This is a genomic window from Gemmobacter sp. LW-1, assembly GCF_001303875.1.
Taxonomy (GTDB): domain Bacteria; phylum Pseudomonadota; class Alphaproteobacteria; order Rhodobacterales; family Rhodobacteraceae; genus Gemmobacter; species Gemmobacter caeni.
In genome coordinates this window covers 73,218-86,997 of sequence record NZ_LJSC01000034.1, presented here as the reverse complement: position 1 = coordinate 86,997, position 13,780 = coordinate 73,218, and the positions used below count along the sequence as shown (strand labels likewise).

At 65.9% G+C, this 13,780-nt stretch carries 12 protein-coding genes; 4 read left to right on the top strand and 8 right to left on the bottom strand.

Annotation, left to right across the window (positions count from 1 at the left end; translation table 11 throughout):
* The first annotated feature begins 5 nt into the window (after positions 1 to 5).
* From AO684_RS07390 to AO684_RS07380, 3 genes are read left to right on the top strand one after another with little or no spacing between them, the layout of a single operon-like run.
* Positions 6 to 1,100, top strand: a complete 1,095-nt coding sequence (locus AO684_RS07390) for an ABC transporter ATP-binding protein (protein ID WP_054302102.1) — start codon at positions 6 to 8, stop codon at positions 1,098 to 1,100.
* An 11-nt stretch (positions 1,101 to 1,111) separates the two neighbouring features.
* Positions 1,112 to 1,840, top strand: a complete 729-nt coding sequence (locus AO684_RS07385; RefSeq protein WP_054302101.1) for an SDR family oxidoreductase — start codon at positions 1,112 to 1,114, stop codon at positions 1,838 to 1,840.
* Between the two features lie 10 nt (positions 1,841 to 1,850).
* A complete protein-coding gene (locus AO684_RS07380; protein WP_054302100.1) occupies positions 1,851 to 3,461 on the top strand; it encodes an FGGY-family carbohydrate kinase in 1,611 nt (536 codons plus the stop codon).
* A gap of 8 nt (positions 3,462 to 3,469) precedes the next feature.
* On the opposite strand, the gene AO684_RS07375 is transcribed toward AO684_RS07380, so the two are convergent.
* From AO684_RS07375 to AO684_RS07345, 7 genes are all read right to left on the bottom strand, one after another.
* Positions 3,470 to 4,996, bottom strand: coding sequence for a succinylglutamate desuccinylase/aspartoacylase family protein (locus tag AO684_RS07375; protein WP_054302099.1), 1,527 nt, complete (start codon positions 4,994 to 4,996; stop codon positions 3,470 to 3,472).
* The gene (locus AO684_RS07370) at positions 4,989 to 5,996 is read right to left on the bottom strand and encodes an ABC transporter ATP-binding protein (RefSeq protein WP_082400808.1); all 1,008 of its coding nucleotides are present in this window, start codon (positions 5,994 to 5,996) and stop codon (positions 4,989 to 4,991) included. The genes AO684_RS07375 and AO684_RS07370 overlap by 8 nt, the downstream gene beginning before the upstream one ends.
* On the bottom strand, positions 5,989 to 6,966 hold the full coding sequence (locus tag AO684_RS07365; protein WP_054302097.1) for an ABC transporter ATP-binding protein: 978 nt from the start codon (positions 6,964 to 6,966) through the stop codon (positions 5,989 to 5,991). Before AO684_RS07365 ends, AO684_RS07370 begins: the two co-directional genes overlap by 8 nt.
* Positions 6,963 to 7,781, bottom strand: coding sequence for an ABC transporter permease (locus AO684_RS07360; RefSeq protein WP_054302096.1), 819 nt, complete (start codon positions 7,779 to 7,781; stop codon positions 6,963 to 6,965). Before AO684_RS07360 ends, AO684_RS07365 begins: the two co-directional genes overlap by 4 nt.
* Before the next feature lie 9 nt (positions 7,782 to 7,790).
* Complete coding sequence (locus AO684_RS07355) at positions 7,791 to 8,723, bottom strand: ABC transporter permease (protein WP_054302095.1); 933 nt, start codon at positions 8,721 to 8,723, stop codon at positions 7,791 to 7,793.
* 62 nt (positions 8,724 to 8,785) lie between these two features.
* Positions 8,786 to 10,423, bottom strand: coding sequence for an ABC transporter substrate-binding protein (locus AO684_RS07350; RefSeq protein ID WP_054302094.1), 1,638 nt, complete (start codon positions 10,421 to 10,423; stop codon positions 8,786 to 8,788).
* A 43-nt stretch (positions 10,424 to 10,466) separates the two neighbouring features.
* Positions 10,467 to 11,366 carry a serine hydrolase gene (locus AO684_RS07345; protein WP_054302093.1) on the bottom strand — a complete coding sequence of 300 codons (900 nt, stop codon included), beginning with the start codon at positions 11,364 to 11,366 and terminating at the stop codon, positions 10,467 to 10,469.
* A 141-nt stretch (positions 11,367 to 11,507) separates the two neighbouring features.
* Here AO684_RS07345 and AO684_RS07340 point away from each other — a divergent pair, with 141 nt between their 5' ends.
* Positions 11,508 to 12,434 (top strand): LysR substrate-binding domain-containing protein, encoded by a 927-nt coding sequence (locus AO684_RS07340; protein ID WP_054302092.1) that lies wholly within the window; start codon positions 11,508 to 11,510, stop codon positions 12,432 to 12,434.
* Positions 12,435 to 12,439: 5 nt separating this feature from the next.
* On the opposite strand, the gene AO684_RS07335 is transcribed toward AO684_RS07340, so the two are convergent.
* On the bottom strand, positions 12,440 to 13,780 hold a 1,341-nt coding region (locus tag AO684_RS07335; protein WP_235451233.1), incomplete at its 5' end, for a type II toxin-antitoxin system HipA family toxin.

The window sequence follows — 13,780 nt, the reverse complement described above, 5'->3', positions numbered from 1 at the left end:
ACACCATGGCCGATCTGCGGCTTACAGGTGTGAAGAAGGATTACGGCGGACATTCCGTCATCAAGGGCGTGGATCTGGAGATCCGCGACGGCGAGTTTGTCGTTTTCGTGGGGCCTTCCGGGTGCGGCAAGTCCACGCTGCTGCGGATGATTGCGGGGCTTGAAGAGATCTCGAACGGGACGCTCGACATCGGTGGCAAGCGCGCCAATGACCTGTCGCCACGCGACCGGGGCATTGCCATGGTCTTCCAGTCCTATGCGCTTTATCCGCATCTGACGGTGGCCGAAAACATGGGCTTCGGACTGTCGCTGCGCAAGACGCCGCGCGCCGAAGCCACCGCCCGCGTCGCCCGCGCCGCCGAGATCCTGCAAATCACACATCTTCTGGACCGCAAGCCCAGCCAGCTTTCCGGGGGCCAGCGCCAGCGGGTCGCCATCGGCCGCGCCATCGTGCGCGAACCTTCGGTCTTCCTGTTCGACGAGCCGCTGTCGAACCTCGACGCGGCGCTGCGCATGGACATGCGGATGGAGATTGCCAGGCTGCACCGCGATCTGGGCGCGACGATGATCTATGTGACCCATGATCAGGTCGAGGCGATGACGCTGGCGGACAGGATCGTCGTTCTGAACGGCGGGATCGTGCAGCAGGTCGGCCGCCCGATCGACCTGTTCCGCGACCCTTGCAACGCCTTTGTCGCGGGCTTCATCGGCAGTCCACGGATGAACTTTCTGCCGGTGACGGTTGACAGTCTCAATGGTGGTATGGCGCAGGTCTCTGCCGCCGGGGTCGGGCCGGTGGCCGTGGCCGCCGGGCGCATCACCATGCCCGGCCCGGCCATTCTGGGCATTCGTCCGCAGGCGTTGAAACCGGATCAGGCCGCAGACCGCCGCCCCCTGCACGGCCATGTTGTCCTGCTGGAGCGGATGGGCACGGAAACCGTGGTCAATCTGCGCCTGCATAGCGGCCAGTCGGTTCTGGCCGTCGTGCCCGGCGACCTGGAACTGCAACCGGGGCAGGACATCACCTTTTCCTTCGCCCCCGCCGATGCCCGCCTGTTTCCGGCGAGCGACCTGCCGGATCAGCCCGGCACCCCCCATTGAGATAAAGCGACATGGCACAGACACTGAACGGAAAGACAGCGGCAATCACCGGAGCCGCCTCGGGGATCGGGCTGGAATGTGCGCGGCATCTGGTGGGGGCCGGGGTGCGAACCTTCCTCATCGACCGTGATGCCGCTGCGCTGGACCGGGCGGTAGCCGAACTCGGGCCTGCGGCCCTTCCGCTGGTCGTCGATCTGCTGGACGCCGAAAGCGTGGCCGGGATGATGCCCGCCATTCTGGATCGGGCATCGGGGCTGGACATCTTCCACGCCAATGCCGGGGCCTATGTCGGCGGCGCGGTGGCCGGGGGCGACCCCGCCGTCTGGGACCGGGTGCTGAACCTGAACATCAACGCGGCCTTCCGGTCGGTTCATGCGGTTCTGGGCCATATGGTGCAACGCGGTTCCGGCGATATCATCATGACCTCGTCAGTGGCGGGCGTCGTACCAGTGATCTGGGAGCCGATCTACACCGCCTCCAAATTCGCGGTGCAGGCTTTCGTTCATACTGTCCGGCGGCAGGTGATGGGGCAGGGCATCCGTGTGGGCGCGGTGTTGCCCGGCCCGGTGGTGACGCCCCTGATTGACGACTGGCCGCGCGAGAAGCTGGAGCAGGCCCTGGCCGAAGGCAGCCTGATGCAGCCCGCCGAAGTGGCGGAGGCGGTGATGTTCATGCTGACCCGCGACCCGAATGTCACGATCCGCGATCTGGTGATCGTGCCCCGCAATCTTGACCTGTAAGGAGGCTGCGATGACCCCGGCCTGTTACATCGGCGTCGATGTCGGAACCGGCAGTGCGCGGGCCGGTGTCTTTGACGCAAGCGGACAGCTGCTTGCGACCGCCAGCCACCCGCTGAAGATCTGGCGCCCCAGGCCGCATCATGTGGAACAATCCTCGGCGGATATCTGGGCAGCGGTGTGTCAGGCCACGCGCAGTGCGCTGGCGCTGTCGGGCCGGTCGCCGCAGGCTGTGCGTGGCATCGGCTTTGACGCGACCTGCTCGCTGGTCGTCCTTGGCCCTGAAGGCTGTCCCCTGCCAGTGAATGACGCAGGCGAGGCGGACCGCAATGTGATCGTCTGGATGGACCACCGCGCCGAGGCGCAGGCCGGGCGGATCAACGCAACCCGCCATCGGGTGCTTGACCATGTGGGCGGGCGAATCTCACCCGAGATGGAGACGCCGAAGCTTCTGTGGCTGAAAGAGCATCTGCCCGACACCTATGCCGGGGCGGCGCATTTCATGGATCTGACGGATTTCCTGACGTGGAAAGCCACCGGCAGCCTGTGGCGATCCACCTGCACGGTGGCCTGCAAATGGACCTATATGGCGCATGAGCAGGCATGGGATGCCTCCTATTTCCGGGCCATCGGCCTCGCGGATCTGGCGGAGGCGGGTTTTGCCCGCATCGGGCCGGAGATCCGCCCGCCCGGCACCGCCATTCCCGGCGGGCTGGAGGCCGCAGCCGCGACGGAGCTTGGGCTTCCGGCCGGGCTGGCCGTGGGCATGGGGCTGATCGACGCCCATGCCGGGGCGGTGGGCACGCTGGGGGCGCAGGGCCTGCCGGGCGATCTGGCTCAGCGCATGGCCTATGTCTTTGGCACCTCGGCCTGCACGCTGAACGTTTCGGCTGAGCCGGCGTTCGTGCCGGGCGTCTGGGGGCCTTACTTCTCGGCACTGGTGCCCGGTCTCTGGCTGAACGAAGGTGGGCAATCTGCGGCAGGGGCGGCGATAGATCATCTGGTGCGACTGCATCCGCTGGCCCCGGAGGCAACGCGGCAGGCCGAAGCCGCCGGGCAGAGCCTCGTCGGCTGGATTGAGGCACAGGCCGCGCGCGCACTGGTGGACCGGCCACTTGCCGGTCTGCTGGATGATCTGCATGTGGTTCCGGAATTTCTTGGCAACCGCGCGCCTTTCGCCGATCCGGGCGCCCGCGCCATTATCGCGGGCCTCGGGCTGGAGGAAGACGAGAACAGCCTGATCGCGCTTTACCTCGCCGGGATCTGCGCCATCGGCTACGGGCTTCGCCAGATCGTTGCCGCGCTGAAGGCGGGCGGCGCCGATCTGCAAACCGTGGTGATCAGCGGCGGCGCGGGGCGCAGTGCGCTGGTGCGGCGGTTGCTGGCCGATGCCAGTGGCACCGCCATCGCGGTTTGCGCGACGGAAGAGCCGGTCCTGCTGGGCGCGGCGATGACTGCCGCGATTGCAGATGGCGCCCGGCCCGACCTGCCGACGGCCATGGCCGCGATGTCGGTGGCGGAGGAGACGATCACGCCGGACCCGGCCTGCCGCGCCCTGCACGACAGACGTTTCGCCGCCTATGAAAAGCTGCAAGCCCTGTTCCGCGAGTTCCGCCAGCCCTGACCGTGCTACTATCCGGCGGCGCCGTGAAGGCAGAGGAAGCACATCTCGGTTCCTGCCTTCACCTTGCCGCTGGCAAAGATCACCGCCCCGTCATGCGGCGCGGTGATCGGGCTGCCGTCCGCACGCTGACCGATCACCTCGCCCGCGCGGACCGGCTCGCCGGTGACGAAGCTGCGCAACAGACGATCGTCATCGCTTTCGGCAAAGATCGCATCGCCGATCTGGAGGATCTGCGGCGGGGGCGGCGGCGGGCCTGCTTCGGCCATGATCATGTCAAGTGCCGCCAGACCGCGTGCAATCACGTCATAGGCCACACCGACCGAGGCCGGGTCCTTGTGCGAACCGCATTCCACCGTGATCGCCGCCCCGCCGACAAACCGCATGAATTCGGTGGTGCCGACGGCATGAGCGATGTCCTGCGCCCGGCCCTGCTGCGCCAGCGCCTTCAGATGGGCGGGCATCCAGCCCTGCACCGCGAAGGGCAGACCCAGCGCGCGGATCAGGCGGCGTTCCTCGTCCGGGCGGGCATGGGGTTCCAGCGCGCCGCCCGGCGCATCGGGGCCAAACAGCGCAAAGGCGGGCCCTTCCGACCCGAAGGAGTGCAGGTCGATCAGCACGTCATGGGCGCGCAGCAGCGGACACAGCACATTCGCCACCCGGTCCTCGTTGACCTGCGGCACCGGATAGTCGCGGAGGTTGCGGTTCAGGTTCCGCTCACCCTCGCGCTGGTCAAGCCGATAGGCCAGGGCATTGACCACCGGCACGAAGGTCACCGAGCCACACAGCAGCTTGCGGCGCCCGCTGCGGAATTCGGCGATCATCCGGGCAATAGCCTTCGGCCCGCAGACCTCGTTACCATGGACGGCGCCGGTCACGATGACGCGCGGGCCGGGCCGCAGGCTGTGGAAGCTGACGCTTTCCAGACTGTCGGGCAGGGCAAGCGGCCCTGCCGTCTGATCGGGCGCGGCGATGTCGATGATCATGCCCGGCCGCAGGCGGCGCGCAAGGTTCAGCAACTGGTCATGCGGCACGGCGACACAACCGGCGGTGCCCGTCATCTCGGGGCGGGCGGCATGCAGGAAGATCGCGCTGCCCCCGGCCGCGCGTGGCACCGCATCGTTCCAGCCCAGCGGGATGAAGATGTCGAACAACTTCGGCGCGCGGTCGGGCGGCGGCTCGTTATGGCTGCGGGCGCGCATCCGGTTGTAATCGGGGCTGGCCGGGTTCTCGATCCAGTCATAGCTGTCGGGCTTAGGCTTGAACGGAAAGGCCATTTCGGCCATTTCGGCGTCGGCAAAGACGCCCGGCTCGTAGTACCCGTAGCGCAGGGCAAAGCGCCCTGCCGGGGTGGCACCATCACCCTCGCGTTTCAGCGCCGGATCGACGATGCCCGACCGGCCGACGGCACAGGGCACGGACCAGTCACCGATGGTCAGCGTGCCGCGATGCGGGGCGGCAGGATCATCCCCCGCGCGCACCGTGATGATCAGATCCGGCCCGATTTCGGGAATGGGGGCGGCAAAAAGCTCAGACATGGGGGTTTCCGGTTTGCAGCAGATGACAGCGCGCCCGATGATCGGCGCTGATGCGGGTGAATTCGGGTCCGTCCCCGCTGCGGCAGCGGGGCATGGCCAGCGGACAACGCGGGTGAAAGGCGCAGCCTTCCGGCGGGCTGAGCGGGCTGGGAATTTCGCCCCCCAGCCGGGCGGGCGCCCGGTCTCGGTGCATCGGATCGGGGATCGCGGAGATCAGTGCGCGCGTGTAGGGATGGGCGGGGGCGGTGAAAATCTCGCGCCAGCCGCCTTCCTCGACGATCCGGCCCAGATACATGACAGCGATCCGGTCGCTCATGTGTTCGACCACGCCCAGATCATGCGAGATGAGCAACAGCGCAATGCCCAGCCTGTCCTTCAGCTCCAGCAGAAGGTTGATGATCTGCGCCCGGATCGAGACGTCCAGCGCTGACACGGGTTCGTCGCAGATCACCAGTTTCGGCCGCAGGATCAGCGCGCGTGCGATGCACAGCCGCTGGCGCTGGCCGCCGGAAAATTCGTGCGGGTAGCGGCTGGCGACTTCCGGCGCCATGCCGACCAGCGACAGCATCTCGGCCACACGGGCCTCACGCTCGGCCCGGTCGGTCATGCCATGCAGACGCAGCGGACCGGACAGGATCTCGCGGATGGTCTGGCGCGGGTTGAGCGACGACATCGGGTCCTGAAACACCATCTGCGCCGACCGCGCCAGCGCCATGGCCGGAACCCGCGCATTGCCGGTGATCTCGTGCCCGTCCAGCCGGATCACGCCTTCGGTGGCGGGCACCAGACCCAGCAGCGCCTGCGCGATGGAGGATTTGCCGCAGCCGCTTTCCCCCACCAGACCAAGGCACTGGCCCGTGTGCAACGTCAGATCGACCCCATCCACCGCCTTGACGGCAAGTGGCTTGCCGCGCCAGCCGTGCCGCACCGGATAATGCACCCTGAGGCCCTGTACCGACAGCAGGGGTTCGGCTTCGGGGATCATTGCAGCCTCAGACATGATGCAGACACCGGACCCGGCCCCCCTTGTTCAGATCGGTCATCGAAACGGGCGCCGCGCGGCATTCAGGGGTGACGCGGCCACAGCGTGGCGCGAAGCGGCAGCCCTGCGGGAAATCGCGGATCGCAGGCACCACGCCCCCGATCTCTGTCAGCCGTTTCTGCCCACGCTCCAGCCGACGCCCCAGCCGGGGCAGGGCATCGACCAGCCCGCGGGTATAGGGATGGGCCGGGGCGGTGAAGATATCCCCTGCACTGCGCTGTTCGACGATCTGGCCCGCATACATCACCGCCACACGGTTGCAGATGCGCGCCACCAGCCCGAGGTCGTGCGAAATCATCATCACCGCCGTGCCCCGCGCGCGGCAGAGGTCCAGCACCAGTTCGACGATCTCGGCCTGAATGGTGACATCCAGCGCGGTGGTCGGCTCGTCTGCGATCAGCAGCGCCGGATCGCAGGCCAGCGCAATGGCAATCATCACCCGTTGCCGCATCCCGCCAGAAAGCTGATGCGGATAGGCCCTGATGCGCCGTTCGGGGCTGGAGACCTGCACCTGTTCCAACGCCTCGATGGCTTTCATCCGGGCGGCACGGGCGGTCAGACCGCGATGCAGCACGAACATCTCGCCGATCTGGTCGCCCACCGTCATCAGCGGGTTGAGCGCCGTCATCGGCTCCTGAAAGATCATCGACACCTTGTTGCCGCGCAGATGGCGCATCTCGCGTGTGGGAAGGGTAGACAAATCACGACCCTCCAGCAAAATTTGCCCGCCGCTGATCGCCATGGGCGCCTTCAGAAGCCCGGCCAGAGCCAGTGCGCAAAGACTCTTGCCGCAGCCGGATTCGCCGACAAGGCCAAAAACCTCGCCCCGGTTGATGCTGAAATTCACGCCCTCGACCGCCGCGACGGGCGTGGGACCGTCACACAGGCTGATTGCAAGATCGCGGACGTCCAGAACCGTTTCGGTCATTTGCGGCCCTTTCCATGCGGGTCCAGCAGGTCGCGCAGACCATCGCCCAGAAGGTTGAAGCCCAGAACGGCGGCAAACAGCGCCAGCCCCGGAAAGATGGCGACCCAGGGCGCGACCATCAGTTGTTCTCGCGCCGAGGAGAGCATGCCGCCCCAGCTCGGGTTCGGGGGCACCACGCCAAGGCCCAGAAAGGACAGCGATGCCTCCGCCATGATGGCGGAACCGACACCCATGGTGGCCACCACGATCAGCGGCCCCGCGATATTGGGCAGCAGTTCGCGGAACATCACGTGCAGCGGGCCGAAGCCCATCGTGCGGGCCGATTGCACATAGTTCAGCGACTTCTGCGTCAGCACCTGCGCACGCGAAATCCGGCAGCTATAGGCCCAGTCGGTCATGCCAAGCGCGATCAGCAGACTCAGAAGCCCCGGCCCGAGGATCGCCATGAGCGCCAGCGCAAAAACAATGGTCGGGATCGACAGCATGAGGTTGGTCAGGCCCTGCACCATCTCGTCCCACCAGCCGCCGATATAGCCGGCCGACAGGCCGAGCGAGACACCGATGGCCGTGTTCATCACCTGCACCGCCAGACCGATGAACAGTGAAATCCGCGCACCATAGACCATGCGGGAAAAGATATCGCGGCCCTGTTCGTCGGTGCCCAGCCAGAACTGGGCGCCGGGCGGCTCTTCGGCATACATCAGATTGGCCGAGGTGATGGGGTCATAAGGGGCGATCAGCGGGGCAAAGATTGCCAGCACCGCGATCAGCAGGATGATCCCGCCACCGACGTAAAGGTTGGCTCCGGCTTTCATGGTGCCTCCTCAGCGGTAGCGGATGCGCGGATCGACCACCAGATAGGCAAGGTCGACCAGCGTGTTGATCAGAAGGAAGAACAGCACGATCACCAGAATGGCCCCCTGAACCGCAGGCAGATCCCGCAGCCCGACCGAATCGATCAGCAGCGAGCCGACGCCCGGCCAGGCAAACAGCTTTTCGATGACGACCGACCCACCCAGCATCGAGCCGAATTGCAGCCCGATCGTGGTCAGCACCAGCACGAAGGCATTCCGCGCCAGATGGCGCAGCACAAGCCGCCGCTCTGACATGCCCTTGGAGCGGGCGGTGCGGATGAAATCGGCGTTCAGAGTCTCCAGCACGGCGGCGCGGGTGGTGCGGGCCAGAAGCGCCATGGGCGCGATGCCCAGCGTGATGGCGGGCAGGATCAGGTGACGCAGCCCGCCCGAGCCATAGCCGAAGGTCGGCAGCCAGTGCAGCTTCAGCGAGAACAGATACATCAGCACCAGCCCCGCCCAGAAGGCCGGGATGGAGAGGCCTGATACCGCCAGCGACATGGTGGCGGTGTCGAGCCAGGTTCCCCGGCGCATCGCGGCAAAGAACCCCAGCGGCAGTCCGATGCAGACCGCGAACAGGATCGCACCGCACGCCAGCCGGAACGACGCCCAGATCCGCCCCGCCAGCATGTCGGCCACCGGGCGCTTGGTGGCGTAGGAGATGCCCAGATCGCCCTGCGCCAGCCCCGCCATGTAGCGGCCAAAGCGTTGCGGCAGCGGATCGTTCAGACCCAGCTCGGTCTCGATCCGCTCCAGTACTTCGGCAGAGACATCGCGCTTGTCGGCCTGAAGCGACGAGGCATAGGTGCCCGGAATCACGCTGAACAGCAGGAAGACAAGGGTGATGACGACAAAGACAGTCAGCGCGGCCTGAACAAGCCGTCTGAGCAGGACATTCAGCATGGCGGACCCACGGGCTAGGAAAAGCGGGCAAGGGGGCGGTCAGCCGCCCCCCGGCAGGCAGATCAGCGCGAAGGCGCGTTTTCGTCCAGCCAGACCTGATCGACCTCGATGATCGCGGCCTCGGTCACATTGGCATCGACGCCATGCACCCAGGGCTGCGTCGCCAGCACAGCCTTGTTGTAGTTGTGGAACCAGACCGGCGCCTGTTCGAAGATATAGGCATCGGCTTTCTTCACCAGCTCAATCCGCTTGGCCGGATCGACCGTCGCCATGGCCTCGTCCAGCATCGCGTCATAGGCCGCATCCTTGAAGCCCGCCCGGTTGGTCGAACGCGGGCGGCGGCTGTCAAAGCTGCGCAGCGCCGAAATCGGGTCCGGCCCGGTGCCGTTGGAGCGGAACCACGCGGGGGCCTCGCCCTTGTTGATCGCCTCGACCAGCACGCCCGCCTCGACCACCTTGGGGGTCACGGTGATGCCCACGGCGGCAAGGAAGGGGGTCATGGCCTGCAACACGCCCAGCGACGAGGTGGCATCGGTCACCCAGGCTTCAAAGCTGACGCCATCGGCCAGCCCGGCCTCGGCCAGCAGCGCCCTGGCCTTTTCGGGATCAAAGGCATAGGGCTTGCGGTCGGGATCAAAGCCCGAAGACGGCGTAGGCAGCCAGCCCACCGCCTTGAACGCCTTGTTCTTCAAAAGCTTTTCGATGATGATGTCGCGATCCACCGCATAGTTGATCGCCTGCCGCACCCGAACATCGTCAAAGGGTTTCATGTCGAGGTTCATACCCATGTGGCGGGTGAACATCTCGGCAATCTCGATCAGACCCTTCGACAGATCCGGGTCTTGCGCATACATCACATAGCCGTTTTCCGACAGAACGGTCGCGTCGATCTCACCGGCGCGGAAAGCCACATCCAGCGCCGAATAATCGTCGGTGATGGTGAATTCGATGGCATCGGCATAAGGCTTGCCGGGCTTGAAATACTTGTCGAACTTCTTGCCCGAAATGCGCGAACCCTCGATATGTTCAACGAAGGTGAAGGGGCCGCAGCCGACCGGATTCGACAGGAAGGCGCCGCTTTCCACCGCCTCGCGCGGCAGGATCGCCGTGACCGCCTCGAACAGCAGATAGCCGGGATCGGCGAAGCTTTCGAAGGTGATCGAAAAAGTCATGTCGTCGATCTTCGCCAGACCCGCCACATGATCGGCCTTGCCGTCCAGATAATCCTGCGCGCCAAGGATGTTTTGCAGGTTGGAAATGGCCGAGAGGCTGCTGCCCGGCGCAAGGATGCGCGAATAGGACCAGATCACGTCATCGGCAACCATCTGGCGGCCGTTGTGGAAAAAGATGTTGTCGAGCAGCTTGTAGGTGAAGGTCTTGCCATCCTCGCTGACCTTCACCTCGGAGGCCAGTTCCAGCACGACCGAATTGGTCGCCGAATCCCAGTTGTACAGCGAGCGGTGGAAGGCCTTCGACACCGCCATGTCCTGCGATTCATAGGTGGCATGCGGGTCAAGGCTTTGCAGCGCCGAACCGAAGGGCGCCACCATCTGCAACTTGCCGCCCGGGCGCGGCGTGCCCGCGTCCTGCGCGCGGGCGGCGAAGGGGGCAAGGCCGGTGGCGGCAGCCGCAGTGCTGGCAAGCATGGCGGCCAGCATGCGGCGGCGGCTCAGGATCAGGGATGCGGGCGAATGGGTCATGGTCAGCTTCCTGTTGTGTATCTTGTTTGTTGTCTTTGAAGGGTCAGCCAAAGGCTTCGGTGATGAAGGCGCGGGCGAAGGCGGGCAGGGTGCCCGGATGGGCGGCGGCGGCGGGGCCTTCCGTCATCACCGCCAGCGTGGCCGAACGGCCATCGGGGGCAGAAATCGCCGCCACATCATGTCGCGTCCACGAGGTATGCCCGGCTTTGGACCAGACGCGAAACCCATCGGGAATGCCGCCGGTCAGGTAACCGGCAATCTGGTCACCCTCGGGGTCCGGGGCTGCGGTGCGCTGCCAGTCGCGCGACAGATGCCCGGCCATCCAGTCACGCCCGGGCAAGGCACCGCGCAACATTTCATGCAGCATCGCGGCGCAGGCGCGGGCGGAAAGCTGGTTGCCGGGCCGCACCTGACGCGCCTGACGGGCGCGGCCATAGGGGCTGTCCTCATAGGTCGAATGAATCAGCTGGATGCCCGCCAGCGCCGGAAGGCCCAGCCCCTCCAGCCAGTCCTGCACCTGATGGCGCGCAGTCACCCATTCCTCCAGTGCGGCGGGGTCCAGCACCGGGCCATCGAAAGCGCCTGTCAGACGACCCAGCAAATAGGTGGTCGCATCGTTCGAGGATATGCCGATCATCGCTTTGGTGGCCCGATGATCCTCGTCATCCAGCGCAAGGCGGCCCCCGGCCTCGAAAGCGGCCAGCGCGGCCAGATAGAACATCTTGCAGACCGAGGCCGGATAGATCTGTGCATCGCCGCGATGCTCCCAGACAGGTTGCGCGGCGAAGGGGCCGGGATCGGCCTCGACCAGCGGTCGGTCGTTCAGCACGGCACAAACTGCCACCTGCCCGGCCCCGAAGGCCCCCCCGGCTTCGCGCAACAGGGCGTCCAGCCCGGCTTGCGCGGCGCGGTTCAGGCGAAAGGTGCTGGCTTCGGCTGGCATGGTCACAAGATGCGTTCCCGGCTGAAAGGACGACGAAATCCCGACGGAATGCTAAGCGGCAGGTGGCGGCGGGGGATATAGAAAAGGCTATGGAAGTTCATTCATTATGGATATGAATGGCGGCGATGATCGGAGGCCCCCGTGAAACCAGAACTGAACCTGCGGCAGGTCGACGTGTTCCGCGCCATCGTGAAGTTTGGCACCGTCACGGCCGCCGCCGCTGCGCTGGGATCGTCGCAACCCACCCTGACGCGCGAGGTGTTGCGGCTGGAAGCCTCGGTCGGTTTCCAGTTGTTCGAACGCCGCCGGCAGCGGCTGCACCCGACGGCACGGGCGCTGAAGCTCTATCACGCCATCGAAGAAGCTTATTCCGGCCTCGACAAGATCAATGCCTCGCTGCACCGGATGCGCGCCGCCTCTGGCGAGATTCTGCAGGTCTCGACCCTGCCGACCTTCGCGCAAAGCCTGCTGCCCGAGGCGGTGGCGCGGCTGCACCGCGAGGCGCCGGGCCTGACCATTGAGATAGACAATGGCGATCCGCGCAACCAGTCGCCCATTTCGGGGTTCAACTTCGACATTGGCCTGATCGAAGGAGAATATGATGACCCCACGACCGAGGTGATCCCTTTGGGACTGTTTCGCCAGGTCTGCCTGATCCCTGCCGGGCATCCCCTGGCCAGTGGCACGGGGCCGTTGCGCCTTCAGGATTTCGAGGATCAGGCCTTTGTCTCGCTGGGACCGAAAGATCCCTACCGGCTGATCCTCGACCGGCTGTTCGACGAGGCAGGGGTGACCCGGCGCCTGCCGGTCACCATGCAATCGGCCAACGGCGCCTGCGAGATGGTGCGCAGCGGCATTGGGGTCAGCATCCTCAACCCCCTGACCGCGCTCGGCTATCTGGGGGATCGGGTTGTGCTGCGCGCATTTGCGCAGGCACCGGGCTTTGTGGTTTCGGCCCTGCATCCGGTGGACCGGCCGTGGGTCGATACCGCCGGGCGGCTGGCCGGGCATCTGAAGGCGATCTGCGCTGAGGCACAGCAGCGTCTGCAAGCGCTGCACCTGATCTGAACGGGCTAGTGGCCGGTGACCAGACCTGCCCCGGTCTGCGCCTCCAGAAGTGCCATGCGGTTGCGCGCATGATCGAGGATCGGCTCCGCGACCCGTTCGGGAAAGCCGACCGGCAAGATATCTGCGACCCGTTCGATGGCGGGAAGCCCCGCCGCCACAAGATCGGTGAACGCCCGGCGCCGCAGTTCTGGCGGGACCCGTGCGCGCGCAGCCGTTTCGTCGAAATGCCGGGGCTGGATCTGATCCAGCCGGTAGTGCCGCCTGCGCCCGACAGACATGGCCAGCCGCAACTCGCGGTGACGGAAGGCGCCGGACCCCATGGCAGGGGCGGCGCTGAGAATGTCGTAAAGCGGCGTCATCCGAAACCCGCCCGGCCCGAGGAAGACCGAATAGTTCTTGGCGTGTCCGTCGATGGCCGCCAGCAACCAGTTCACGATCTGGGCTTTCAGAAACAGTAGCTGATCGCCCGCCCGTTCGGCCGAACCTTCCAGCAGATGCAGAGCGTCCTGCATCCCCGGACCGCCATGCTCCTGATATTTCTGTGCTGATTCAAGCCCCTGAGCCTGAAGGAAATCTTCTTGCGGCAGGCGCAGGATGCCACCACGCGGACGGGGCGTGCGGTCAAAGCGGGTGACGACCAGAACCGTCTGATCCTCGAAGCTTTCGATCCGCGCCTCGTTTACCGGCAGGCCAAACGCGGCGGCAAGACGCAGGCACAGCCATTCATTCTCGACACTGTCGGTCATGTCGATCCCGTGCGACACGATCCCCATGCGCCGTTTGAAGATATGGGTGGTGGGCGTCAGCCCGACGGGTTTCAGCCAGCGGCCCTCCTGCCACAGAAAGGCGGTCTTTTCCTGTGCCCCGGCCAGCGAGATGCGGAAGGACTCATCCGCGTTCAGGCCCAGCGGTGCGGTGGCAAGCTCGCGCAGCGTGGCTGCGATTTGCGCCTCGTCCTGCGGCAGCCCTTCAATGCGGAAGGGATCGCCCGGATCGCTGCCCTGCGGCAGGAACTGCATCGCGCCGATGCAATCCCGCCCGATGGCGGCCAGCAGGTCATGCGGGCGGTCGCTGTGCGCGGCGGTCCGTTCCGCGATACGACGGCGCAGATCGGCATTGTCGGGCAGCAGGTTTTCAAACACCGCGCTGACATGTGCCCCTGACTGATTGCCCGCCATCAGCGGCAACTGGCGCGAGATCGGGAAGGCAAATTCCCATGCCAGCCAGTCGGCGTCATAGGCAAAGCTCACCCCGCCCGCGGGGGTATAGCGGTATTCTCCGGCCAGCCGTCCGTTGATGCGGACATCCAGCCGCCGCGTGACCGGCGGGCGCCCCATCAGAAGATA